This window comes from Tumebacillus avium (assembly GCF_002162355.1).
GTDB lineage: Bacteria > Bacillota > Bacilli > Tumebacillales > Tumebacillaceae > Tumebacillus_A > Tumebacillus_A avium.
In genome coordinates this window covers 4,219,187-4,243,897 of sequence record NZ_CP021434.1, presented here as the reverse complement: position 1 = coordinate 4,243,897, position 24,711 = coordinate 4,219,187, and the positions used below count along the sequence as shown (strand labels likewise).

Below are 24,711 nucleotides of genomic sequence, written 5' to 3'. Positions count from 1 at the left end.
AAAAGAACCGCACAGCTTCTGTGCGGTTCTTTTGATGCTCCTAGCGAATCTTGCGGTACTGCCCGGCGCTGACGCCGTACTTTTTCTTAAACGCCCGGTGGAACGTGCTCAAGCTGCCAAATCCGGCATCGAGCGCCACATCGGTCACTTCGCGGTCGGTGGCGGTCAGCATTTCCACGGCGCGGGTCAGGCGCACTTCGTTGATGTAGTGGCTGGGCGTCTGGCCGATCGTCTCGCGGAACAGGCGGATCAGATGGAACTTGGAGATGCCGGAGATCTCGGCCAGATAGTCGAGGCACAATTCCTCCGCATAGGTGTCATGGATATACTCCAGCGCTTTTTGCAGCGCCGGATGCATCTCGCCCGGCACGCTGGACAGCCACTGGCTGTGGTGGGAACCGGGGTGGAGCGAGAGCAGGAGATTGACCAGCTCCAGCTCCCACTCGGCCAGCTGTGCAGCGTCGGTCCCGCCGAACATCGACTGGCGGAGCAAGGCTTCGGCGATCTTGCGGAAACCGTCGGACGACCCAACGCCAACCGTGGCGAATTCGATCGTGCCAGGTTCGCAGTGCAGCCGGTCGCGGAGCACTTTTTGCAGAAATTTCGCTTTGACATCGAGCAGCAAAATCTTCGCCGGCTGCTCCTGAGTAAAATGGCGGTGTGTCGTCTCCGGCATGGTGACCAGTCGCTGGTGCTGGGAGAGGTGCACCACCTTGGTATGGTTCATCTCGCAATAAGGATTGCCGACCAAGGGAATGGAGATCTGGTATTCGTCTTGATGCGTATGTAGGACGTCCGAACCCATCGGGTCAAGATGGAGGATGCGAATTTTGCTATTGGGCAATTCAAATTTTAAATAAGGCACGTCAACCGCCTCGCTTTTCTCTTAGGAATTGAGAAGACAAGAGCGCAACAACTGAGAAGTCTGAACTGTGCTTCTGTGATATACTATACCCCACATAGGTATATTTGGGAAGGGGTTTGATGGAAATGTTGGGAAAAATTTTTTCGCGGTTCCATCCGGTAGCGTGGGGCGTGATCATCGGGACGTTTTTTGCACGTGCCGGATTTTACATGACGATGCCGTACTTGGCGATCTATCTGCATGAAGTGAAAGGCTTGAGCCCGGAGCTGATCGGGACGATCCTTGCGACGAGCTTTCTGGTCGGCACGCTGGCTTCGTTTTTTGGCGGAACGCTGTCCGACCGCGTCGGGCGTTTCCCGGTGATGGTGGTCTCGATGCTGGGCTGGGCAGGGGTGTTCGCTTTGTTTTCGCTCGCCGATGCGGTCTGGGCGTTTCTGGTCTTGAGCGCGCTGAGCGGGCTGGGGCGGAACGTGTTTGAGCCGACGGCGAGGGCGCTTTTGACAGACATCACGCCGTGCGAACAACAACTGTCGGTGTTTAACGCACGGTACTTTGCGATCAACCTCGGCGCGGCGCTGGGCCCGCTGGCCGGCGTGATGCTGGGCAGCGCACACTCGACCTTGCCGCTCTTGATCACGGCGGGCATCTACGCAGTATACGGGGTGGGGGTAGCCGTATTGTGGAAAGTATACGGCGAGCCGAAACGACAGGGCAGCGGGGAAAGGGTCTCGTTTGCCGAAACGGTGCGGGTGGTATTCCAAGACAAAGTGTTTGGACTCATTCTGCTGGGCAATCTGTTTGTCTACTCCGCCTATGCCCACATCGAGACCACGCTGGCCCAATACCTCGGCAGCGCACCCGGTTTTGTGGACGGAGTGCAGATCTATACCTATCTGCTGCTCACCAACACGATTTCCGTCGTGCTGCTCCAATACCCGGTGATTCATTTCACCAAAAAGTGGTCGGCGCTCAGGGCGCTCACCACAGGCGGCGTGCTGTTTGCGGCGGGGCTGTGGGGATTTGGACTGTTCGATCATCTCTTCCTGCTAATTCTCGCGATGATAGTGATGACGATCGGAGAGATTCTCTGCTTCATCATCGGGGACGTGATCATCGGTCAGCTCGCTCCGGAAAACCTGCGCGGCGCGTACTTCGGCGCGGGCGGGTTCCCGTTCCTCGGTCAAAGCGCCGGTCCGTGGGCAGGGGGGCTGCTGCTGGGCTGGCTGGGTTTTGGCCAGGGGCCGCTGGTGTTTGGCATTCTGATGCTGCTTACGCTGCTCGCCGTGCCTTGTTTTGTCGGGGCACAGCGGCGGTATCGGCAGGAATTTTAATCCTTGTATGGAATATCCAATTATTCAGCTAAAATGCGTTGGGCATGCGTATAGACATTAAGCGACCGGTTGCGGATGAATCCGACCACCGTGATCCCCAGTTCGTCGGCAAGATCGAGGGCGAGCTCGGTGGGGGCCGATTTGGAGAGGACGATCTCGCAGCCGATTTTTGCAGCTTTTAGCAGCACTTCTGAAGAGACGCGCCCAGAGAAGACGATGACTTTGTCATCGAGCGGGATGTCGTGCTGCAGGCAGTGCCCGTAGATTTTGTCCAGCGCGTTGTGGCGGCCGATGTCGAGGCGGGCGAGGACGATGCCCGACTTGTCGCAGAGGGCGGCGTTGTGCACGCCGCCCGTTTCGCGGAAGATGTCGGCGCCGCCCTGCATGGCCTGCATCAAGGCGAAACAGTCCTGCACGGTCAGCTGAACCCGCACGGCGGTGAGCTTTTTCGCCGTTTTGGCGTCGTTGTAAAAGTAGAAGCTCTGGCGGCTTTTCCCGCAGCAAGACGTGAGATAACGCTTCGAGTGCAAGTTTTGTGAAAGCGCATTCACGCGGTGGGTTTCCACATGCGCCAAGCCGCGATTTTCCTCGACGAGCACGCTTTTGATGTCCGCGTAACTGGAGATCACCCCTTCGGACGCCAAAAAGCCCACCGTTAAGCTCTCCAGATGCTCCGGTGTGCAGACCAGCGTGGCAAACTCCTCGTCATTCAAAAAGATGGTGAGCGGATATTCGGTCACCACGGGATCTTCGCGGTGTTCGATCACCCCGTTGTGATAGGTGAGGACGGAACGATTCACGACTTTGCGCATGTTGAAACACACCTCCTGTGTTTCCATTATAGCCGTGGCGTATTCGGATGCAAAAGCTGGCAATACTTGAATTGTTACAGAAAGTTTCGGACAGGCGGTGTTATTGATGAGCGATCAGCCATTTTCCATACGAATCAACGATCAGGAATTTACGTGCCAACCCGGCCAGTCGGTGCTGCAGGCGGCAGAAGCGCATGATTTTTACATGCCAAACATCTGCTACCACACCCAGCTCGGCCCGATCCAAAGCTGCGACACCTGCATGGTGGAGATCAACGGTGAACTGAAGCGTGCCTGCTCGACGCCCGCCGAGCCCGGCATGACGGTCAACTCCGTCTCGGAGAAAGCTCAAGCGGCGCAGCTCGAAGCGATGCAGCGCATTTTGAAAAATCACGAGCTGTACTGCACGGTGTGCGACAACAACAACGGCAACTGCAAAGTGCACAACACGGCCGAATATCTGCAAGTGGAGCACAACAAATACGAATTTACCCCCAAGCCGTATCCGCCCGACAACTCCCATCCGTTCTACCGCTACGAGCCGGACCAGTGCATCCTCTGCGGCCGCTGTGTGGAAGCGTGCCAGGATCTGCAGGTCAATGAGACGCTGACGATCGACTGGAGCATGGAGCAGCCGCGCGTGCTGTGGGATGACGGGCGTCCGATCGATGAAAGCTCCTGCGTTTCCTGCGGGCACTGCGTCACCGTTTGCCCGTGCAATGCGCTGATGGAAAAATCGATGCTCGGCGAAGCGGGCTACCTGACCGGCATTCCCAACGACCTGCTCCTGCCGATGATCGACCTGACCAAAGCGGTGGAGCCTGGCTACCAGGAGATCTTTGCGATCTCCGAGATCGAGTCGGCGATGCGCGACCACCGCATCAAGCGCACGAAGACGGTCTGCACCTACTGCGGTGTCGGCTGCTCGTTTGAAGTGTGGACGAAAGACCGCAAGATCCTCAAGATCGAACCGCAGGCGGAAGCGCCGGTCAACGGCATCTCGACCTGTGTCAAAGGCAAGTTCGGCTGGGACTTCATCAACAGTGAAGAGCGCCTGACCAAGCCGTTGATCCGCCAAGGGGACAAGTTTGTCGAAGCGACATGGGACGAAGCGCTCGACCTGATCGCCGAAAAACTGGGCGGGGTCAAAGCAAAATACGGCCCGGACTCGATCGGCTATATCGCGTCTTCGAAGTGCTCCAATGAAGAGAACTTCATCTTCCAAAAGTTCGCCCGTGCCGTGATGGGCTCGAACAACGTGGACAACTGCTCGCGCTACTGCCAGTCCCCGGCGACGGCCGGCCTGATGCGCACCGTCGGCATCGGCGGCGACTCCGGCACGATCCGCGACCTCGCCGCCACCGACCTCGTCATGGTGGTCGGGGCCAACCCGGCCGAATCGCATCCCGTGCTCGCCACCCGCATCAAGCGGGCGCAAAAGCTGCGCGGGCAAAAGCTGCTCGTGCTCGACCTGCGCAAACATGAGCTCGGCGAGCGCGCCGACCTGTTCCTGCGCCCGAATCCGGGCACCGACCTGATCTGGCTGTCGGCCGTGACGAAATACATCCTCGACCAAGGCTGGGAGGACCAAGCGTTCCTGCAGAGCCGCGTCAACGGCTTCGAGGAGTACAAAGCGTCGCTGGAACCGTACACCTTGGAGTACGCCAGCGAAAAAACGGGCATGACCCGCGAGCAATTGATTCAGGTGGCAACGATGATCCACGAAGCGAAGTCGGTCTGCATCTGCTGGGCGATGGGCGTCACCCAGCACTTGGGCGGGACGGACACTTCGACGGCGATTTCCAACCTGCTGCTCGTCACCGGCAACTACGGCCGCGAAGGCACCGGGGCGTATCCGCTGCGCGGCCACAACAACGTGCAGGGCGCTTGCGACTTCGGCACGATGCCGGCCTGGTTCCCCGGCTATGAAGCGGTGGAAAGCGCGGAAGTGCGCGCCAAATATGAACAAGCATGGAACGTGAAACTGCCGGAGCAGCCGGGCCTGAACAACCACCAGATGATCGAGACGATCCACAGTGGCAAGCTGAAGGCGATGTATCTGTTTGGCGAAGACATGGGGCTGGTCGACTCGAACTCCAACCATGTGGATTCGGCGTTTGAACAGCTGGAGTTCTTTGTGGTGCAGGACATCTTCTTCACGCGCACGGCGCAATTTGCCGATGTTGTGCTGCCGGCCGCGCCGAGCTTGGAGAAAGACGGCACGTTTACCAACACGGAGCGCCGCATCCAGCGCTTCTACAAGGCGCTTGATCCGCTTGGCGATTCCAAGCCGGACTGGGAGATCATCCAACTGGTCGCCAACCGCCTCGGGGCGAACTGGAACTACCAGAGCCCGGCTGAGATCATGGCCGAGGCGGCGACGCTCGCCCCGATTTTTGCCGGGGTGTCGTATGACCGTCTGGACGGCTGGAACTCGCAGGTGTGGCCGGTCGAGCCGGACGGAACTTCCACGCCGCTCTTGTTCACGGAGCGTTTTGCGTTCCCCGATGACAAAGCGCGTCTGTTCCCGGTCGAGTGGACACCGCCGTTCGATCCGGGCGAAGGGTACGATCTGCATCTGAACAACGGCCGTCTCTTGGAGCATTTCCACGAAGGCAACATGACCTACAAATCGGAAGGCCTGACGCACAAAGTACCGCGCGAATGGCTGGAGATCTCGCCGGAGCTGGCTCAGGAGCGCGGCATTCGCTCCGGGGCGCTGGTGCGGCTGACCTCCCCGTACGGCAGCGTCAAAGTCCACGTCGAAGTCACCGACCGCGTGCGCGGACGCGAGCTGTACATCACGATGAACTCGCGCGGCGAAGGCGCGGTGAACAAGCTGACTTCTTCCTACCACGACAAAATCACGCACACGCCGAACTACAAGGAGATGAGCGTGAAAATGGAAGTGCTGGAGGCGAGCGGCGAGCGTCCGCTCCCGAAATGGAACCACCGTTTCGGCAACCGTCAGCCGCAGATCGGCGTGCGCATTGAAGAAAAATGGCAGCGCGACGATTACACCCCGATCCCGGACGAGATCGAAGGAGGCGGGCAGCGTGGCTAAAGCGACGACCACGATTGAAAAACGGGTGCCAACGCAAGCGGAGCAGGAAGCGGAAGCCTTGCAGGAAGTGATGAGCGCCGTCGCCAAAAACAAAGACGCCTTGCTCACCTTCCTCGACGTGCTGGGCGAACTGCATGAATCCGGCGCGTTGGACATGGCGCACGGCGCGCTGAAAAGCCGCCACCAGATCGGCGTGATCGGCATGAACCAATTGAACAAATCGGGCGCGCAAAACATGATCAAAAACGGCATGAACACCATGCAGTTTCTGGCGCAGCTCGACCCGAACAAACTGCAGACGATGCTTGGCGCAGTGGCATCCGGCGTGGACAACGCCGTCCAGCCGGATGCTGAGCGTCCGCAGAAGAAACCGGGGCTCTTCGATCTGTTTAAGCAAATGCGCGACCCGCAGGTGACATCGTCGATCGGGATGATGCTGAACTTCCTGCGCGGGATGGGCGCCGCGAAAGGCAGGGAGTGAGATGGCAACACAAAAAATGGTGATCCGCGGCATGAAACAGCCGGTCGACGGCGAAAAAGTCGGTCATGCGCTGCGCCAGGTCTGGGGCATTCAGGAAGTGGCGCTGAACTTCCATGACGGGGAAGTGACCGTTAAATACGATGAGCAGGCGGCGTCCCCGCAAGATTTTCAACAAGCGATCGTCGATTGCGGTTTTGATACGACCGTTGAGTAAAAAAAAGAACTCCGTGCAACAAGTAGCAAGGAGAGAGTGAGGAAGCCTGTTCGCGCAGGCTTCCTTTTTTGTGCAGTCTTCCTTTATTGTCTAGAAGTGTGATAAAGTGGTGTTTATTCTTGTTTGAGGTGGATCGGATGTTCTCGACACAGATTTTTAGAAATCGCAATTTTTTATTTTATTGGACGGGCAGTTTGTTTGCCGGGCTTGGCGACACGGTGTTTGCTTTGGCGCTGACCTGGATGGTGGTGGAGACGACCGGCTCGGCGGCGATGGTCGGGGCGCTGTTTTTGACGCTGGGCGTGCCGCGCGTGGTGCTGACGCTGTTTGCCGGGGTGCTGGTCGACCGGCTGCATCCGATCCGGGGGATGATCCTCTGCGAATGGATGCGGGTGCTGACCAGCGGCGCGATGCTGGCTTTGGCGCTCTTCGGATCGCTGCCGCTCTGGAGTCTGTTTGCGGCGGCGTTTGTGTTTGGGGTGCTGGAGGCATTTTTCTGGCCGGCCGCTTCGGCGGTCCGGCAGCGGCTGGTCGAGCCGGAGTATTACACACAGGCGAGCGGGCTGTTGATGATCGCGATGAAGACGACGGTGATCATCGGGCCGCTCGTTGGCGGCACGCTGGTGGCGCTTGGCAGCAACGAGGCGGTGCTGGCGATCGTTGCGGCGGCATTTTTGGCCGAGCTGGTGCTGCTCAGTTTTGTCAGGATCGATTTTGCCCGAACGGAAGAGCAGGCAGCCGTGAAACGTTCCTATTGGAAGGACTTAGGAGAAGGTGTTCTCTATATTTTGAAGACCCCGTTGATTTTGACCACGTCTCTGGTCGCTTTTTTGGTGAACGCCTGTTCCAGTGTCGCGCCGATTGCGGTGCCGTTTCTGGCGGAAGGGTTTGGCGGCGGGGCGCGGGAGTACGGATGGCTGAACACGAGCATCGGCATCGGCGGGACGTTTGGGGCGATTCTGTTTGCGGTGATCATCATCAAACGCCCCACGCCGCGGATGACGCTGATCGCCTGTTTTGCAGAAGGGCTGGTCTTTGTGACGTTGGGTCTGGCCGGGCATCTGTGGCTGGCGCTGCTGTTGATCGCTCTGATCGGGATCACCGATGCGGCGATCAACGTGATTGCGCCCAGCGTCAACCAGTCGGTCATCCCGCCGGAGCTGATGGGGCGGGTGATCTCGGTGATGATTTTGCTGATGTCCGGCTCCGTGCCGATCGCGCAGGCGGCAGGGGGGTATCTGGTGGAAACGGTTGGCGTGCAGGGAGTCTTTTTATGGAGCGGCGCACTGGAAATGCTGATCGCCGGCGTGGCTTTTTTCCTGCCGGCGATCCGGAACTATAAAGCACAGCAAGCCTCCACTGCATAAGTGGAGGTTTTGCTTTGTATAGGTATAGTTGTTTTCTGAAATTTTACACTTTAATTATGCTGGATAATAGATTATAATTGTTACAACGTACTAAACAAAGGAGATTTTATATGAACAATGTGGCTGAACGATTTTTGACGACGTTGCTGGACAATGGGTATCGTTCTTATACAGGTGTGCCGTGTTCGCTGCTCAAGGGAGCGTTTCGATTCTTGGAAGAGGAGATGCTGCAGGAAGCGCCCCGACTGCGCTATGTGAGCTCGGTGCGCGAAGACTCGGCGCTTGGTCTGGCCGCCGGGATGTATCTGGGCGGTGAGAAGCCGGTCGTGCTGATGCAGAACTCCGGGGTTGGCTATTGCTTAAACGTTTTGACCTCGATGCTGTTGATCTACGACATTCCGATGGTGCTGGTCATCTCCTGGCGCGGGGCGGCCGGCTCGAATGACGCGGTGGAGCACGACATCATTGGCGAGCGGCTCCTGGATGTGCTGGGGTCGATCAATGTGCCGCACGTCTTGCTCGACCCGGAGGCGCCGGAAGCGAGCGTTGAGGAATGTCTGCGCAAGGTGGACGAAGTGCAACAGCCGGTTGCTTTGATTATTTCGGAAAAGGTGTGAGGTGAGCGAGATGATGAAGATGACAGATGCGATGCAAGCGGTGTTGAACCGGTATCCGGACGCGCTCTATGTGAGCACCTGCGGGTACATCTCGCGGGACTTTTACAATCTGCAGGACACGACAAACAATTTTTACCTGCTTGGCTCGATGGGGATGGCCGCGCCGGTGGGACTGGGCTTGGCGCTGACGCACCCGGACAAGACAGTGGTGGTGTTGGACGGGGACGGCTCGTTTATGATGAACCTCGGCATCATCGCGATGATCACAGCGGAGCAGCCGCAGAACCTCGTGCATGTCGTGCTGGACAACCGGATGTATGAGAGCACGGGCGGACAGAAGCCGGTGCAGTTTGAGAACATGGTCGACGTGGCGCGGGCTGCCGGATACGGCCATGCGGTGCAGGTGCGCGACGAGAGCGAATTTGCCCAGCTGGACGGGCTGGAAGGCCTGACGTTTGTGCAGGCGATGATCGCGCCGCGCACAGAAAAGATCGGAAAGCGGATCCACTGGACGCCGCAGGAGCTCGTGGAGCGGTTTCGGCTGGAACCACAGAAAGGGTGAGCGGCATGTTTGTGGTCAAGATTGGCGGCAGTCTGCTGACCGATAAAAACGGCTATTGCGCGCCCAATAAAGAGATGGTGCGGCAGTATGCGCGCACGATCGCTTCGGCGTGGGACCGGCTGCGCGGCAACCTGATCCTCGTCGTCGGCGGCGGCTCGTACGGCAATGCCGTGCCGATCCGCTATAACTTGAAAGACGCCTCGCTGCCGTGGAAAGATCGCGACCTGTCGATGATGACGGTGAAGATGTTTGAATGGCTGTCGCTGGTCACGGAGATTTTTCGGGAGGAAGGGGTGCCTTGCTACCCGTTCCAGCCGAGCGGATTTGTGGTGACCGATGACAAGCACCCGGTGCGGTTTTTTGTGGAGCCGGTGCAGCATGTTTTGGATCATGGTGTCGTGCCCCTCTTTTCGGGGGACTTGGTGTTTGATCTGAAGCGGGAGTTTATCATTTTTTCCAGCGACAACATCCCGGAGCTGTTCGTCGACCGGATGCCTTTGCAGCGCGTCGTGATGCTGACCGATGTGGAAGGGGTCTTGGAATACGCGGAGGATGGTCTGGAGCGCCGGGTGATTCCGGCGGTGACGAAGGAGAACTACCGGGAAGTGCTGCTTTGCACGGGGCCTTCGCGCAAGCAGGACATCACCGGCGGGATGAAAAACAAGCTGGAAGCGCTGCTGCGCCTGGCGGAACAGGGCGTGGAAGGCGTGGTGACCAGCGGGCGGGATGCGAGCGCATTGTTGCCGGCGCTGTTTGAGGAAAAGCCCCAAGGCACGGTGATCCGGCCGTGGGTGAAGAGAGGATTGGTTGAAGATGTTGATCGCGTTTTCGGGCTGTGACGGAGCGGGGAAAAGCACGCAGGTCAAAGCGGTGCGCCGGATTTTGGAAGCGCGCGGGCTGACGGTAAAAGTGCTGGACAAGTGGGACATTCAGGATCATCAAAAGTTTCCGGAGTGCCGGATGATCAACGTGGATCTCGAAGATATGAAAAACGCCGTCGGCGAGATGAACGGGCACAGTCGGGCGATGTTTTTGTTCTGGGCGATCGGGATTACGATGACGCGCGATGATCTGGATGATCCTTCGGTCGTCTATCTGCTCGACGGGTATTGGATGAAGCATGCGGCGGTGGAGATCGAGTATGGCTGTGATCCGAACTGGATCGAGCTGACCGCGCAGCAGTTCCGTCCGGCCGATCTGACGTTTTATTTCGATGTCGCACCCGAGGTGGCGCTGGAGCGCAAAGACGATTTTAACGTCTACGAGTGCGGCCGCGACCCGGAGTGCAAGCCGGAGTCATTTTTGACACACCAGACCAAGCTGAGAAAGCGCATGATCGACTGGTCGGACCGCTTCGGCTGGGAAGTCGTCAGCTCGATGCAGGATGTGGAGAAGATTACAGACGCCGTGATGAAAAAAGTGGATCAGTTGTTGGAAGGGAGTCGGGTTTAGCCTTATGAACTCTCTCAAAAAGATTGGCTGGATTGGCACAGGCGTTCTTGGATCGGCTGTGGTAACAAGGCTTTTGGAAGTCGGTTATGAAGTTGCGGTGTACAACCGCAGCGTGGAGAAAGCGCAGGCGCTGGAAGCGCTGGGCGCACGGGTGGCCGCGACGCCGCGTGAGCTGGCCGAGACGTGCGATCTCTTGTTCCTCTGCGTAAAAGGCGAGGAGGCGGCGGAAACGCTGCTGTTCGATCAGGAGACCGGGGTCGTGGCAAGCGGACGGGGCGGCTTCTGCCTGGTCGATACGAGCACGGTGAGCCCGGGGTTTGCCGTCTCGCTGCATGACCGCCTCTTGGCAGCGGACATCAGCTATCTGGAAGCTCCCGTGTCCGGCGGGCGCGAAGGGGCGCTGAAAGGCACGATGGGCATGGTGATCGCCGGAAACGAAGCGGCAGTAGAGTCGGCGCGTCCTGTGTTGGAAGGCTTTACGGCAAAACTGCACTATGTCGGCGCACCGGGGAAAGCACAGCTGATGAAAGTGCTGAACAACCTGGCGGAAAGCGTGCATCTGCTGGCGGCCAGCGAAGTGATCTCGATCGGGCTGAAAGCAGGCATCGAACTGGACACCCTGCACACCGCCCTTTCCTCAATGCGCGGCTACTCCACCTACATGGGCGTGCTGTTCGACCGTCTGCTGGAACCGAAAGACGCCGTTTCGACGTCGCTGGCGGTGCGGCTGAAAGACCTCGGCCTTGCCCACGCCGTGGCGGAGCAGTACGATGTGTCCGTCCCGATGGGCGCGCTGGCCCAGCAGCTGTTCAAACTGGCCGCCCAGCAAGAAGGTCTGGAAGTGGATCAGACGGAGTGCATCAAACTGCTTTTGAAATAGCGGAACAGCGATCGCCCCTGCCTACATACGATGAACGGTAGAGGAGGGGATCTGGTTGGCTGTACAACCGCTCAGCGCCGCTGAATTGCAGCGCTGGATTGAGCAAAAAGATGACCGAGCCGTGCTGCTCGATGTGCGCAGCGCGAAGGAATTTGCCGAATGGAAGATTCAGACGGACGCGCTGCCGTCGATCAACATCCCGCTGGCTCAATTTGAGGACGCAAGCCTCGAAGCATGGAAAAACGTGCCTGCGGATCGCAAAATTGCCGTCATCTGCCGCCGCGGACGCACGGCGATGATCGTGGCGAAGATTTTGGATGCCCAAGGCTTTGACGTATATTGTCTGAACAAAGGCTTGCAGGAATGGAGCCAGTTTTACCACGGCGTGACCGTGACGGAAGCGGACGACTGGAAGCTGATCCAAGTGCTTCGAATGGGCAAAGGCTGTCTGTCCTACCTGCTCGTATCTGGTGGCGAAGCGCTGGTCTGTGATCCGGGCCGGCATGTCGAAGAGTATCTGCAGCTCGCCGAACGGGAAGGCGCCAAGATCCGCTATGTGGTCGATACGCACTTGCATGCCGACCACATCTCAGGCGGGCAGCACCTGGCCCGTGCGGCCGGGGCGGAGTACCTAATCTCGGCCGTGGAGATGGAAGGCGCAGAGCTCGCCTATGTACCGCTGGAGCAGCACGACGTGATCCGCGTTGGAGCGGTGGCCGTCAAAGTGCTGCGCGTTCCGACACCGGGTCATACGCCGGGCTCAACTTCCTTTTTGATTGCAGACCGCTACCTGCTGTCCGGGGACACGGTGTTTGTCGGCGGGCTCGGGCGTCCCGATCTCGGCGGCAAAGCCCACGAGTGGGCGCAGAAGCTGTACGAGACGGTCTTTGGCGCGATCGCCAGGCTCGCCGATGATGTGGTGGTGCTCCCGGCGCATTTTTCCGACCTGACCCGTGAAGCGGGAGCGGCCGGGTATGTCGGAGCGCCGCTGCAGGAGATTCGCGCGAACAATGACCTGATGCGCACCGCCGACCCCGCTCAATTTACAGAGCTGGTCGCCGGACGCGTCGGTGCCGCGCCCCCAAACTATGCGGAGATCGTGCAAGTCAATCGCGGGCTGTTGGCGGCAGACGGCGACAAGCAATTGGAGCTGGAGACAGGGCCGAACCGCTGCGCAGTTAAACACACTTCCTAAAATAACCACTTTCCCTTTGGAAAGTGGTTTTTATTGTGGTAAAATTAATTTGATGAATTGTACAGATTAAATAATTGCAAACGAAGGCGAAAAGGACGGGTGGAGAGATGAGCACTAGCACACAAGTTGAATTGACAGCATTGCTGTCGTTTGCTCAGCAGCGGCTGTGGTTAATGGAACAGTTAGATCCCGGTCTGCCGGTTTATCATATTCCGCTATTGGTTGATATTGAAGGCGCGTTTGATCTGCAAGTGCTGTCCCGCAGTTTGGAAGAGATCGTCGAGCGGCACGAATCGCTGCGCACGACGTTTGATGAGGAAGAGGAAACGCCGATCCAGATCGTGCATTCGGCGATGGACGTGCCGGTGCAGGTGATCGATCTGTGCGGCCTCCCGGAAGCGGAGCGTCAGCAAGCCTGCCGGGAAGGGGTCAAGCAGGCGCTGCGAGAGCCGTTTGACCTGAAAAAAGGCCCCTTGCTGCGCGTGATCGTCTGGCAGACCGGCGAAGCGCGTTTTTCGATGCTGATGGTGATGCATCACATCATCACCGACGGCTGGTCGATGGGGATTTTGATGCAGGAAGTCGCAGCTTTGTATACGGCGTTTTCCCAAGGCTTGCCGTCGCCGCTGCCGGAGCTGGAGATTCAATATGCCGATTTTGCCGAGTGGCAGCTGGAGCATGTGCAAGGCGAGAAACTGCAGCAGCAGTTGGCGTACTGGAAAGATCAGCTGGGCGGAGAACTGCCCGTGCTGCAGCTCCCGACCGACCGTCCGCGCCCGGCCCGGACGACAGGCGCAGGCAAGAAAGAGCATTTTGTGATTCCGGAAACTTTGACCGGGCGGCTGAAAGAGATCTGTCTGCAAGAAGGCGTGACCTTGTTCATGCTGCTGTTGACCGCTTATCAGACGCTGTTGTTCCGCTACACCGGCCAGACCGACTTGACGGTGGGCTCGCCGATCGCCGGGCGCAACCTCAAGCAGGTGGAAAATCTGGTCGGTTTTTTTGTCAACACGCTTGTCCTGCGGGCCGACCTGTCGGGCGCGCCGTCGTTCCGCAATCTGCTGCAGCAGGTGCGTCAAGTCTGCTTAGACGCCTATGCGCATCAAGACCTGCCTTATGAAAAGCTGGTCGCCGAGCTGGTGCCGGATCGCAGCGCCGGGCATACGCCGCTGTTCCAAGCCTTTTTTGTGCTGCAAAACGTGCCGATGGAAACGCAGGAGCTGCCCGGCGTGACGATGCGCTTCCAACAGCTGGAGCAGGAGACGGCGATGTTCGATCTCAGCCTGTCGATGAAGGAAACTGCCGGAAAGCTGCACTGCGAGCTGGAATACAGCACGGAGCTGTTTGAGCAGGCGACGATGCTGCGGCTGAAAGAGCATTTCCTGACGCTCTTGGCAAGCATCGCGGCCGACCCGGGGCAGAGCATTCGCGAATTGCGTATTTTGACGATGAAGGAGTCGCAGCTGCTGCTTGGCGAGTGGAAAGGCAAGGCTGCTCTCGTGAAAGACGGGCGTCTGGTACACGAACTGGCGGCGGAACAGGCGTCGCGCACGCCGGATGCTGTCGCGGTCATTTGCGGTGAGGAGCAGTTGACCTATCGGGAGCTGGATGTGCAGGCGGAGCGCCTGGCCAGCTTTTTGCAAGCGCAAGGCATCGGGCCGGAATTGCTAGTCGGGCTGTGCGTGGAGCGAACGCCTGAGATGATCATCGGGATGCTTGGCATCTTGAAAGCGGGCGGGGCTTATCTGCCGCTCGACCCTCATTACCCGCAGGAGCGGATTGCCTTTATGCTGAACGATTCGCAGGCCGGGCTGGTGTTGACGCAGGAGCATCTGCAGTGCCGCTTGCCGGAAAGCGTTCGTGCCGTATCGCTTGATCAAAAAGCGGCATGGGCCGTTGCGGATGAAACGCAACTGGTGCATACGGGTACGGCGGATACCACGTGCTACGTGATCTATACGTCCGGCTCGACGGGTACGCCAAAAGGGGTGCTGCTGCCGCATCGCGCGGTCGTCCAGCACAACCGGGCGGTCAGCGCGGAGTATGGACTGTCGGCGAGTGATCGCGTGCTGCAATTCTCATCCGTCTCGTTTGATATCGCGGTCGAAGAGATCTTCCCGACCTTGCTGTCCGGCGCGGCGCTGGTGCTGCGCGACCGGGAGCAGGTGCCGGCTGTACAGGATCTGCTCCAACTCGTCGCCGACCAGAGCGTGACGGTGCTGAACCTGCCGACCGCGTACTGGCATGGCATGGTGCAGGAGATGGCACAGTCGGGCTTGCATTTGCCCGAGTCGGTGCGCTTGATGATCGTCGGCGGAGAGAAGCCGTCGGCCGATCTGTATGCCCAGTGGAAGTCGCTCGTGCCGTCGCATGTGCGCTGGATCAACGCATACGGCCCGACCGAGGCGGCGGTGACGGCGACCTTGTTTGATCCGGGAGATACGCCCGTAGAAGCGTTTGCGTTGGGGCTCCCGATCGGACGCCCGATCGCGGGCACGACCGTCTATGTGCTGAACGAAGTCAGACAGCCGGTGCCGTCCGGCGTGCCGGGCGAGCTGTACATCGGGGGAGCCGGGCTGGCCAAAGGATACCTGGGCCGTCCGGAGCTGACCGCAGAAAAATTTGTCACCGTTGCGGCGGCAGCAGGGGAACGGCTGTACAGAACGGGCGACCGCGTGCGCTTTTTGCCAGACGGCAACCTGCTGTTTGCGGGACGCCTCGACGATCAGGTAAAAGTGCGGGGCTTCCGCATCGAGCCGGGCGAGATCGAAGCGGTGCTCGCTCAGCACGAGACGGTGGCCGACGTGCTGGTCATGGTGCGCGAAGACGTGCCAAACGATCCCCGCCTCGTCGCCTATGTGGTGCCGCAGTGGACGTTTGCCTTCGAGACAGGCGAACTGCGCCGCTATGCTGCCGACAGCCTGCCGGGCTACATGGTGCCGTCCGCGTTTGTGGTGCTGGACAGCATGCCCCTGACGCCAAACGGCAAAGTTGACCGCAAAAATCTGCCCCGCCCGGAAGGCGCGGACATCCGCATCGAGCGGCCGTTTGTTGCGCCTGTCACCCATGTCGAGAAAAAAATCGCGGCGATCTGGGCCGGGGTGCTGCATCTCGATGAGGTCAGCGCAGACGATCATTTCTTTGAAATCGGCGGTCATTCGCTCCTCGCCACCCAAGTCATCTCGCGGATCGAGCGCGAATTTGGCGTGCGTCTGCCCCTGCGCCGGATCTTTGACACCCCGACCCCGGCCGGGCTGGCCAGCTTGCTGGAAGGGCAAACGGAGCAGGAGGGGGGCGAGGAAACGAAAATCGCCCGCTCCTCCCGCGAGCAGAAGCTGCCCTTGTCCTATGGCCAGCAAAGCATGTGGCTGACCGACCGCCTGATGCCGGGTTCGTCGGCGTACAACATGCCGTTTGCGGTGCGCCTGCAAGGAACGCTGGACGTGGCGGCGCTGGAAAAAAGCTTGAACGGGATCATCGAGCGCCATGAGTCGCTCCGGACGATTTTTGCAGAAGATGGCGGCGAATCGATGCAAGTGATTCTCGAACATCGCTGGCAGAGGATCGATCAGCAAGATCTGACGACACTCCCGGCAGAGGAACGGGAAGCGCAGATGATGGAACTGGCTTATCAAGAGATGAACCGCCCGTTCGACTTGAGCACCGGTCCGCTCCTGCGCTGCAAGCTGTTTGCGATGTCCGAGTCGGAGTGGATTCTCGTCTTCTCCATGCACCACATCACCAGCGACGGCTGGTCGATCTCCCTGCTGATCGGCGAGTTGACCGCCCTGTATGAATCGTTTGCGGCAGGGCGTACTCCGCAGTTGCCTGAGCTGCCGATTCAATACGCTGACTACGCCGTCTGGCAGAAACAGGAACTCCAAGGGCAGCGTTTTGGCAACCAGCTCGCATACTGGAAAGAAAAGCTGGATGGCCCGCTCCCGGTGCTGCAACTGCCCACCGACCGTCCGCACCCGGCTGTGCAGACGCACAACGGCAGCACGCTGCGCTTCACCTTGTCGGCCGAGCAGCGCACCGCACTGAACAAGCTGGCAAAAAAAGCGGACGCGACGCTGTTCATGACCCTGCTCGCCGCGTACAACGTGCTGCTGCACCGCTATGCGGCTCAGGAAGACATCTTGGTTGGCGTGCCTGCTGCCGGGCGCACCCGCGAAGAGACCGAAGGGCTGATCGGCTTTTTCGTCAATACGCTGGTCATGCGCACCGATCTCGGCGGCGACCCGAGCTTCCGCGAACTGTTGAAGCGAGTCAAAGAGACGACCCTCGACGCCGATGCGAATCAAGAGGTGCCGTTTGAACTGCTCGTCAGCGAACTGCAGCCGGAGCGCAGCGCCAGCCACTCGCCGCTGTTCCAAGTGATGTTTGCGCTGCAAAACACGCCGCAGACCCGCGTGGAAGCGGAGGGTCTGACCTTCTCCGGGCTTGGCCTGCAAGGGAAGACGGCCAAATTCGACCTGACCTTGACGATGGAAGAGAGCGCGGACGGTCTGTACGGCTCCTTCGAATACAACGTCGACCTCTTCGACGAGACGACGATCTCCCGCATGGCCGGCCACTTCCAGCAATTGCTGCGAGCGATCACCGAACAGCCGGACACGGCGATCGGTTCGCTTCCGCTGCTGACCGCTGCGGAGCGCGACCAAGTGCTGTCCGCATGGAGCCGTCATGAGCTCGATTACCCGCAACTGCCCGTGCATGTGCTGGTCGAACAGCAAGCGGCACGAACGCCGCACAAGACCGCCGTCGCTTTTGAAAAAGAGACCCTGTCCTACGCCAACCTCAACGAGCAGGCCAACCGTCTCGCCCGCCTGTTGCAAAAAAGCGGTGTTGGTGCCGGACATCTGGTCGGGGTGGCGATGGAGCGCTCGCCTGAGCTGGTCGTGGCCATGCTGGCGATCTGGAAGGCGGGCGGCGCGTATGTTCCGCTTGACGTGCAGTATCCGGCCGAACGCCTTTCCTACATGCTGGAAGACACCGGCGTCCGCGTGATCATCGCCCAAGAGCGCCTGCTGGAACAACTGCCTCCGCACACCGCAAAGACCTTGGTGATCGAAAGGCTTCAAAAAGAGCTGGCCGATGAAGACGTCGACAACCTCCCGTGCCTGACCACACCGGACAGTTTGGCCTACATCATGTACACCTCCGGCTCGACCGGGAAGCCCAAAGGCGTCTTGACTCCGCATCGCGGGATCGTGCGTCTGGTCACCCCGTCCGAGTTCATCCCGTGGCAGGAAGACGACGCCGTGCTGCAATATTCGCCGGTCGCGTTTGACGCTTCGACGCTGGAAATCTGGGGTCCGCTGGTGCACGGGGCCAAAGTGGTGCTGTTCCCGCCGTACAAAGCGTCGACCAAAGAACTGGGAGCGTTCTTGAAGCAGCAAGGCATCACCGTGCTCTTCCTCACCACCGGCTTCTTCCTGCAGATGGCGGAAGAGTGCCTCGACGAGCTGAGCGGACTTCGCGTGCTGATGGCAGGCGGGGAGGCGATGTCGATGCCGCACGCCAAGCGGATGATCCAGCAGATGAAGGGCCGCTTTATCAACGCATACGGCCCGACCGAAGCGACAACGTTTGCGACCGTGCATGTCAGCACGCCGGAAGATGCCCACGCACACAGCCTGCCGATCGGCCGTCCAATCGCCGGCACCTCGGTCTATGTCCTCGACAGCCGCATGCAGCCCGTTCCGGTCGGCGTGCCGGGTGAGCTGTACATCGGCGGCGCCGGGCTGGCGCTTGGCTATCACAAGCGCCCCGATTTGACGGAGGAGAAGTTTGTGCCCAATCCGTTTGCAGCCGGAGAGCTGCTGTACAAGACGGGCGACGCGGTGCGCTGGCTGCCGGGCGGCACGCTGGAGTTCACCGGCCGCCTCGACAGCCAGGTCAAGATCCGCGGGTTCCGCATCGAGATCGGGGAAGTGGAAGCGGTGATCGAGCAGCATCCGGACGTGGTGCAGTGCGCCGTGCTGGCGAGAGCAGATAACGTTGGCGTCAAACGCCTCGTCGCCTATCTGGTGCTCGACGACAAGGCGGCCGACATTCGCGGCTATCTGAAAGAAAAGCTGCCCGAATACATGGTGCCGAGCGCCTATGTCACACTCGACCGCCTGCCGCTCAACCCGAACGGCAAAGTCGACACCCGCGCCCTCCCGGCGCCTGAAGGCCGCACGGAGGAGGATGATTCCTATGTCGCACCGCGCAATCCGGCGGAAGAGAAGCTGGCCGCCATCTTCGCCGAATTGCTGGAATCCGGCCCGGTCGGCATCTACGACAACTTTTTCGAACTGGGCGGGCACTCTCTGCTCGGCACGCGCCTGATCTCGCGCATCCGCGCCGAGTTCCAAGCCGAACTGCCGCTGCGTGCCTTGTTCAAAAACTCTACCGTCGCTTACCTCGCCGACCTGCTGGGCGGTGATGATCCGAGCATCTCTTCCACAGATCTGCCGCCGCTGGTCAAAGCGGAGCGGTCGGGACAGATCCCGCTTTCCTTCCCGCAGTTGCGCGTCTGGGAGTTTGAGCAGCGCAATCCGGGCAGCAACGCCTACAACATCGCTGTGGCGATGCGCGTCGACGGCTTGCTGGACATCGAAGCGATGGCGCGGAGCGTCAATGAGATCGTCCGCCGCCACGAAACGCTGCGCACCACGTTCCATGTGATCGACGGGCAACCGGTGCAGATCATCGCGCCGGAGCGGGAGCATGAGCTGAAGGTGATCGACCTGACCGCTTCTGAGCAGCGCGAAGCCGAGTTGATGGAACTGGCGAGCGAAACCGCGTTGCAGCCGTTCGATCTCGCCGCCGGTCCCTTGCTGCGCACCACGCTGGTACGTTTGGGCGAGGAGGAGCATGCCTTGCTCTTGACCATGCACCATATCATCTCTGACGGCTGGTCGAGAAGCGTGTTTGTCAACGAGTTCGTCACGCTGTACGAAGCATACCGGCAAGGGCAGTCTTCACCGCTGACCGACCTGCCTGTCCAGTTCGCCGACTACGCGATCTGGCAACGCGACTGGATGCAAGGGGAGACGCTGGAGCGGCAGTTGAGCTATTGGAAAACGAAGCTCCGCGACTTCCCGCAACTGCACCTGCCGACCGATCCGGCGCAAACTTCGGATGGTGCGCTCGGCGCCAAATGCACGATGGCGCTGTCTCAATCGCTCACCGACCGCGTGAAGAAAGTGAGTGTAGATGAGGGCGCTTCACCGTTCATGACCCTGCTCACTGCGTTCAAACTCGTTATGCAGGAGCTGAGCGGGCAGGAGGACATCGTCGTCGGCACCCCGTCAGCCGGCCGCCGCATCGAGGAGACGGAAGGGATGATCGGCATGTTCCTGAACACCTTGATCCTGCGCACCGACCTGTCCGGTGCGCCGAGTTTCCGCGAGCTGCTGCGCCGCGTGCGCGACACGACCCTGGAAGCGTATTCGCACCAAGAGATCCCGTACGTCAAGATCACCGAAGAACTGCATCCGGTCGTTCCGCCCGGCCGCAGCCCATTGTTTGATGTCATGCTCAACTTCATCAACGTGCCGGATACCAACGTGGAGTTGCCGGGACTCCGCTTATCCACGCTGGAGCTGGAAGATCAGCAGACCTCGAAGTTCTGGATGACCTTGTACGTCCGCGAGCACGAAGATCAGCTCCACCTGACCCTCGTCTACCAGCCGCAGCGTTTCGCCAAGGAACGGATGGAAGACCTGCTGGCCCGCTTCCATGCGAAGCTGGAACAAAACGTATAAGCACACACAAAAAAACGCCCTGTCACAGGGCGTTTTTTGCTTGTATGAGCGGTTTGCGGCTGTTGTTGCGCCACAGCCACACTTCGACGACGATCAGATTGACCGCCCAGCAGAGCCATGCGGCGAGCCCGTAGGCGAGGTCGAAGTTTCCGAACATCGCCAGCGCGGACAGCCAGACGCGGAAGGTAAGCGCCGCAAAAGTGACCGCGTAGCTGCGCACCATCCACTGCCGGTGATCCTGGATCTTCTTTTGCCGCGCCAGATTGACCGCCTTCACCGTCGTATACAGCCATAACACCGACAGCATAAAGAATCCGGCTTTGGCGAGCAGTCCGCCATGCGCGTACACTGCAAGATAGAAGCCGCAAAGCGAACTGACCACAATCGCTGCAAAGTAGACTTTGCCAAGCATGCGGTGGCGTTTGATGTTTTTCGTATACGACGATTTCATGAAGTTGAATGGCCCGATGAAAAAGGCAGCAGCTGCCGTCGTGATGTGCGTGTACAAGACCGTCGTCCACAAGCTGTCATGAAAATCGTACATCTTAAAACCAGCCTCGACCAGCATGGTTGGATCGAGGAACAGGTAGCGCACCAGTGAGATTAAGGGAAATAAAACAGCAAAGACGAGCAGGGTGCCATACCCGATTTTGCCGGCTTTCGTTTGCACAGTTACTCCTCCTTCAATTAATGCAGGCCCATTAGACCCCAGATTAGTCCCCAGCAGGCTGCGTTCAGCAAAAAGGTGATCCCGGCCATCGTCAACACGCCGGGAATCGTGCCGACGCGTGCCGGACTGCGGCGCGCCCAGATGATCAGCGGAATGACGTACAGGAGTTGCGATACCCCGATGAACAGCAGCAGCGGCAGCCCAAGCGACGTGATGATGCCGATGAAAATGTGGCCCAGAAACACCCAGCCCATGCCTTTGAAAAAGTTCAGTGTCGCATTCGGTTGTGACATGCGTTTCGCATCCTTTCCTTTTAGTATGCGTTTCGGTTAGATCATCGGCAGCTCTTCAATCGGGCTGCGTTCATCGCGCAGCTGTTTCAGCAACTCTTCCTTGTCCCCGCGATAGAACATGTTGTACGTGTCAAACGGAATGATCCGCCCGTCCGGGTGGACGATGTGCACGCAGGATTTTTTCACCGAGCGCACGTCAAAGTTGTGCGGATCGAGGAACTGCATGATCAAGACGCGGAACACGTTGTCGTAGCTGAGCTGATCCGGCACTGCGACCATCGGGAGGCAGCAGAGCAGATTTTTCAAAGACAGCGCTTGCGACTCCGGGGAGTGCGAAGTGGAGAACAGCTCGAACACTTTGCTTTTCAGCGTTTCGTCCTGTTCGAAGACGATCGTGTTGCGCCCGCCTTGCAGCAGCACATCCGGATTGATCAGCCCGGTCAGCGGAAGCACTTCATCGCCCAGTTTCAGCGCATAGCCCATCGCCAGACAGTCCGGGTGGCAGGGGACGGGGATCATGTCGTTTGCCCCAAACACTTCCGACTGCTCGATGATGCCTTGGCGCACTTCGCTCAAGGTCAGACGGTCGGTCGCCGGGTCAAAATCTTCCAGGCGGCCTGCCGCTTGAATCGGCTGGAAGGTGACGCCGCGCACGGCGCGCTGTTTCATCCCGTATTCGATGATCGAGCCGATCTCGTGGTCGTTGAGGCCTTTTTTCAGCGTGACGACGAGGGTGGTGGAGATGTTGAACTCGTTGAGGTGCTCAATCGCTTTGCGGCGAATCTCGCGCAGGTCGGCCCCGCGCAGTTCGCGCAGCACGTCTTCTTCAAAGGAGTCAAATTGCAGATAGAGCTCAAATCCCGGCATGTACTGAGCCAGGCGTTTCACAAACTCACGGTCTTGGGCGATGCGAACGCCGTTGGTGTTGACCATGAGGTGTTTGATCGGCTTGGATTTCGCCAAGTCGAGAATTTCGAAAAACTGCGGGTGAATCGTCGGTTCGCCGCCGGAGATCTGCACGATGTCCGGTTCGCCTTCGTTGCGCACAACGGCGTCGAGCATGCGTTCGACCTCTTCCAGCGAGCGGATTTTATCGACGTGCGGGGAGGATTCGGCGTAGCAGATCGGGCACTGCAGGTTGCATTTTTCGATGATCTCGACGAGGGTCAGACAGGAGTGCTGTTCGTGATCCGGGCAGAGACCGCAGTCGTAGGGGCAGCCGTATTTGATCGGCGTGTTCCAGACTTGGGGCATCTCCGAAGGCTTGAGATATTCGCGGCAGAGTTTGTAGTACTCGATGTCGGTCGAGATCAGCACTTTTTCCGGCCCGTGGTGGAAGCAATGCTTGTGGAGATAGACATTTTCGTCTTGGAAGATCACTTTGGCTTCGACTTTTCGATAACAGGTAGAGCAGATGCTGTTGGTCAACTCATAAAACAGGTACGGACGATTCTTCGGCATGAACATTCTCCTTTTTCTGCTTTCTTACCAGCCAGATGTAGTAGATCAACCCCGCGATGCAGGCGAGTTGAATGTTGTTGAGGATCAGATAGGGGTGCGGTGTCGGCTTAATAAAGTCTATGAGCAGCCGGAACGCCAAATATCCGATCATAAAAAACTGAAACACCGCGCCGTTCCACAGCCGGCCGCGTTTTTTCACATAGAGCAATACCGCACCAAGCGCCGCGAGAAACGCGATCTCATACAGCTGCGTCGGGTGCCTTAAAACCCCATCCCCAAAGTCCACCCCGGTGATCCAAGTGGTCTCCGTCCCGTACGTGTGGTCGCCGAGCCCGGTGAGGAAGCAGCCAATCCGGCCGATCATCATCCCGACGACCAACGGAATTGCAAAGTCATCCCCGGTCGAGCGTGTCCACCCGATCATCTTCTTGGCCACTTCCACGCCAATCAACCCGCCCAAAAGGCCGCCGACGATCGTCTTTCCTTCCATTAGATAAACAAGATCATTCCACCGCTGCACCGTCTGAAGCGGGTCCTCCAGCCAGTACAGCATCTTCGAGCCCAGAGCAGCGCCGACAATCGCCCCGGCGACGACCGCCAAAGCCTTGTCTACAGGTGTCCGCTCTTTGCTCCGCGTGTAGAGGTAGACGCGGAAGCCGATGAAGTAGGCGAGTGATTCAAGAAGAAAGTGAGGGTGGATGGATAAAAAATCACCGATTCTGATATATGCCGGGAAAGCCATGCGCCACCACCTGCCTGATTATTAATAGCTAATTTAACAATTATATCACCAATCACTAGAAAATTTGGTTGGATGAGGAGAAAGCCGAAAAGAAAAACTCAATGATTAATAGAATTGTTTAGAACAATTGTGATATTCTAAAGTAGACAACCCTGTTGTTCACTCCTTTTTAGCCTGAGGTTAAGAAAAAGAGTCAACAAACTTTTTGTAGAGGTGGAAATTGTGAATCTCAAGAATCCATCACCAAGTGAAGTGCAAGAAATCATCATTCATATTTCTACAAGCTATAAACCCGATTTTGATCAACTTAAGATACTGGCAAGAGTGATTAATGAAGAACCATCTGATATTTACCCAGTTATATGCACTCGTAAACAAGCACTTGACCTACTGGTAGAGAGAGCCGCCCAAACAAATTCTTGTGAGAAACTGCTTGAAAATGTTGAATTGCTTTTACCTTCGACACAATCGAACCAATTTTTAAAAAGACCGTTAGAAATAAAAAACGCTCAGGAATTCGGGGAGATTTTTGAAGAACTGATTAATCGCATTGAGAATATAGACCTTGACGAAGGTAGTCCTGTAGGTGCCAACGATTTTACTGAATTTGAAACAAAACTGAAGGTTAAAGCTAAATTTTCGCCTAGTATGCAGTCATATGCTAAACTTTCAAAAATGGAGAACTCAGTTTTACAAAGGACTGCAAAAAAACTTGGGTTCAGCAAGTATCCTAAAATCAAAAAGAAGGTAATGCGTATATATCTGAATTTATTAGCCAGTTATCCGTCAGATCAATTCACGGCTGATCAGAGGTACAAAATTCTACTTAATGTATTGTTTGAGATATTATCAAAAGATACTCAATCAATAGACGAGGTGGAAGAACGACTTGCAGGCATCATTTTCGACACGACTTATGATTGTTTAATTTTTAACGAATGATTACGG

19 protein-coding genes are annotated in these 24,711 nt (G+C 58.2%); 13 read left to right on the top strand and 6 right to left on the bottom strand.

Going from position 1 to position 24,711, the window contains the following annotated elements:
- Positions 1-40 precede the first annotated feature (40 nt).
- Positions 41-865: a helix-turn-helix domain-containing protein gene (locus tag CBW65_RS19680; RefSeq protein ID WP_087458301.1), complete on the bottom strand. Its 825-nt coding sequence runs from the start codon at positions 863-865 to the stop codon at positions 41-43.
- A 125-nt stretch (positions 866-990) separates the two neighbouring features.
- Here CBW65_RS19680 and CBW65_RS19675 point away from each other — a divergent pair, with 125 nt between their 5' ends.
- A complete protein-coding gene (locus CBW65_RS19675; protein WP_232463376.1) occupies positions 991-2,196 on the top strand; it encodes an MDR family MFS transporter in 1,206 nt (401 codons plus the stop codon).
- Between the two features lie 20 nt (positions 2,197-2,216).
- Here CBW65_RS19675 and fdhD read toward each other — a convergent pair whose 3' ends face one another.
- The gene (gene fdhD, locus CBW65_RS19670) at positions 2,217-3,008 is read right to left on the bottom strand and encodes a formate dehydrogenase accessory sulfurtransferase FdhD (RefSeq protein WP_087458299.1); all 792 of its coding nucleotides are present in this window, start codon (positions 3,006-3,008) and stop codon (positions 2,217-2,219) included.
- A gap of 106 nt (positions 3,009-3,114) precedes the next feature.
- Here fdhD and fdhF point away from each other — a divergent pair, with 106 nt between their 5' ends.
- From fdhF to CBW65_RS19615, 11 genes are all read left to right on the top strand, one after another.
- Complete coding sequence (gene fdhF / locus CBW65_RS19665) at positions 3,115-6,072, top strand: formate dehydrogenase subunit alpha (protein ID WP_087458298.1); 2,958 nt, start codon at positions 3,115-3,117, stop codon at positions 6,070-6,072.
- Positions 6,065-6,553, top strand: a complete 489-nt coding sequence (locus CBW65_RS19660) for a helical membrane plugin domain-containing protein (protein WP_087458297.1) — start codon at positions 6,065-6,067, stop codon at positions 6,551-6,553. The genes fdhF and CBW65_RS19660 overlap by 8 nt, the downstream gene beginning before the upstream one ends.
- 1 nt (position 6,554) lies before the next feature.
- On the top strand, positions 6,555-6,767 hold the full coding sequence (locus tag CBW65_RS19655) for a heavy-metal-associated domain-containing protein (protein ID WP_087458296.1): 213 nt from the start codon (positions 6,555-6,557) through the stop codon (positions 6,765-6,767).
- Between the two features lie 128 nt (positions 6,768-6,895).
- The gene (locus CBW65_RS19650) at positions 6,896-8,134 is read left to right on the top strand and encodes an MFS transporter (RefSeq protein ID WP_232463556.1); all 1,239 of its coding nucleotides are present in this window, start codon (positions 6,896-6,898) and stop codon (positions 8,132-8,134) included.
- 110 nt (positions 8,135-8,244) lie between these two features.
- Positions 8,245-8,751, top strand: coding sequence for a thiamine pyrophosphate-binding protein (locus CBW65_RS19645; RefSeq protein ID WP_087458294.1), 507 nt, complete (start codon positions 8,245-8,247; stop codon positions 8,749-8,751).
- A 10-nt stretch (positions 8,752-8,761) separates the two neighbouring features.
- The gene (locus CBW65_RS19640) at positions 8,762-9,313 is read left to right on the top strand and encodes a thiamine pyrophosphate-dependent enzyme (RefSeq protein WP_232463375.1); all 552 of its coding nucleotides are present in this window, start codon (positions 8,762-8,764) and stop codon (positions 9,311-9,313) included.
- A 5-nt stretch (positions 9,314-9,318) separates the two neighbouring features.
- The gene (locus CBW65_RS19635; protein WP_157722073.1) at positions 9,319-10,152 is read left to right on the top strand and encodes an isopentenyl phosphate kinase; all 834 of its coding nucleotides are present in this window, start codon (positions 9,319-9,321) and stop codon (positions 10,150-10,152) included.
- Positions 10,127-10,765 carry a dTMP kinase gene (locus CBW65_RS19630; protein WP_087458292.1) on the top strand — a complete coding sequence of 213 codons (639 nt, stop codon included), beginning with the start codon at positions 10,127-10,129 and terminating at the stop codon, positions 10,763-10,765. The genes CBW65_RS19635 and CBW65_RS19630 overlap by 26 nt, the downstream gene beginning before the upstream one ends.
- Positions 10,766-10,769: 4 nt before the next feature.
- Positions 10,770-11,645: an NAD(P)-dependent oxidoreductase gene (locus CBW65_RS19625; RefSeq protein ID WP_087458291.1), complete on the top strand. Its 876-nt coding sequence runs from the start codon at positions 10,770-10,772 to the stop codon at positions 11,643-11,645.
- A gap of 55 nt (positions 11,646-11,700) precedes the next feature.
- Positions 11,701-12,840 carry an MBL fold metallo-hydrolase gene (locus tag CBW65_RS19620; RefSeq protein ID WP_087458290.1) on the top strand — a complete coding sequence of 380 codons (1,140 nt, stop codon included), beginning with the start codon at positions 11,701-11,703 and terminating at the stop codon, positions 12,838-12,840.
- A 107-nt stretch (positions 12,841-12,947) separates the two neighbouring features.
- Complete coding sequence (locus CBW65_RS19615) at positions 12,948-20,597, top strand: amino acid adenylation domain-containing protein (protein WP_087458289.1); 7,650 nt, start codon at positions 12,948-12,950, stop codon at positions 20,595-20,597.
- Positions 20,598-20,619: 22 nt separating this feature from the next.
- On the opposite strand, the gene CBW65_RS19610 is transcribed toward CBW65_RS19615, so the two are convergent.
- The 4 genes from CBW65_RS19610 to CBW65_RS19595 are packed head-to-tail and all read right to left on the bottom strand — an operon-like array spanning position 20,620 to position 23,763.
- Positions 20,620-21,267 (bottom strand): DUF2306 domain-containing protein, encoded by a 648-nt coding sequence (locus CBW65_RS19610; protein ID WP_087458288.1) that lies wholly within the window; start codon positions 21,265-21,267, stop codon positions 20,620-20,622.
- 17 nt (positions 21,268-21,284) lie between these two features.
- On the bottom strand, positions 21,285-21,560 hold the full coding sequence (locus CBW65_RS19605) for a hypothetical protein (RefSeq protein ID WP_087458287.1): 276 nt from the start codon (positions 21,558-21,560) through the stop codon (positions 21,285-21,287).
- A 36-nt stretch (positions 21,561-21,596) separates the two neighbouring features.
- Positions 21,597-23,021: a radical SAM protein gene (locus CBW65_RS19600; RefSeq protein ID WP_087458286.1), complete on the bottom strand. Its 1,425-nt coding sequence runs from the start codon at positions 23,019-23,021 to the stop codon at positions 21,597-21,599.
- The gene (locus CBW65_RS19595; RefSeq protein WP_087458285.1) at positions 22,990-23,763 is read right to left on the bottom strand and encodes a prolipoprotein diacylglyceryl transferase; all 774 of its coding nucleotides are present in this window, start codon (positions 23,761-23,763) and stop codon (positions 22,990-22,992) included. Before CBW65_RS19595 ends, CBW65_RS19600 begins: the two co-directional genes overlap by 32 nt.
- A gap of 222 nt (positions 23,764-23,985) precedes the next feature.
- On the opposite strand from CBW65_RS19595, the gene CBW65_RS19590 reads away from it, so the two are divergent.
- On the top strand, positions 23,986-24,705 hold the full coding sequence (locus CBW65_RS19590; protein WP_087458284.1) for a hypothetical protein: 720 nt from the start codon (positions 23,986-23,988) through the stop codon (positions 24,703-24,705).
- Positions 24,706-24,711 lie beyond the last annotated feature (6 nt).

Bases quoted from the DNA above. Each gene is read 5' to 3' on its own strand.
- CBW65_RS19600 (WP_087458286.1), bottom strand. From the start codon at position 23,021: ATGCCGAAGAATCGTCCGTACCTGTTTTATGAGTTGACCAACAGCATC.
- CBW65_RS19640 (WP_232463375.1), top strand. From the start codon at position 8,762: ATGATGAAGATGACAGATGCGATGCAAGCGGTGTTGAACCGGTATCCG.
- CBW65_RS19605 (WP_087458287.1), bottom strand. From the start codon at position 21,560: ATGTCACAACCGAATGCGACACTGAACTTTTTCAAAGGCATGGGCTGG.
- CBW65_RS19625 (WP_087458291.1), top strand. From the start codon at position 10,770: ATGAACTCTCTCAAAAAGATTGGCTGGATTGGCACAGGCGTTCTTGGA.
- CBW65_RS19645 (WP_087458294.1), top strand. From the start codon at position 8,245: ATGAACAATGTGGCTGAACGATTTTTGACGACGTTGCTGGACAATGGG.
- CBW65_RS19675 (WP_232463376.1), top strand. From the start codon at position 991: ATGTTGGGAAAAATTTTTTCGCGGTTCCATCCGGTAGCGTGGGGCGTG.
- CBW65_RS19630 (WP_087458292.1), top strand. From the start codon at position 10,127: ATGTTGATCGCGTTTTCGGGCTGTGACGGAGCGGGGAAAAGCACGCAG.
- CBW65_RS19595 (WP_087458285.1), bottom strand. From the start codon at position 23,763: ATGGCTTTCCCGGCATATATCAGAATCGGTGATTTTTTATCCATCCAC.
- fdhD (WP_087458299.1), bottom strand. From the start codon at position 3,008: ATGCGCAAAGTCGTGAATCGTTCCGTCCTCACCTATCACAACGGGGTG.
- CBW65_RS19615 (WP_087458289.1), top strand. From the start codon at position 12,948: ATGAGCACTAGCACACAAGTTGAATTGACAGCATTGCTGTCGTTTGCT.
- CBW65_RS19635 (WP_157722073.1), top strand. From the start codon at position 9,319: ATGTTTGTGGTCAAGATTGGCGGCAGTCTGCTGACCGATAAAAACGGC.
- CBW65_RS19655 (WP_087458296.1), top strand. From the start codon at position 6,555: ATGGCAACACAAAAAATGGTGATCCGCGGCATGAAACAGCCGGTCGAC.
- fdhF (WP_087458298.1), top strand. From the start codon at position 3,115: ATGAGCGATCAGCCATTTTCCATACGAATCAACGATCAGGAATTTACG.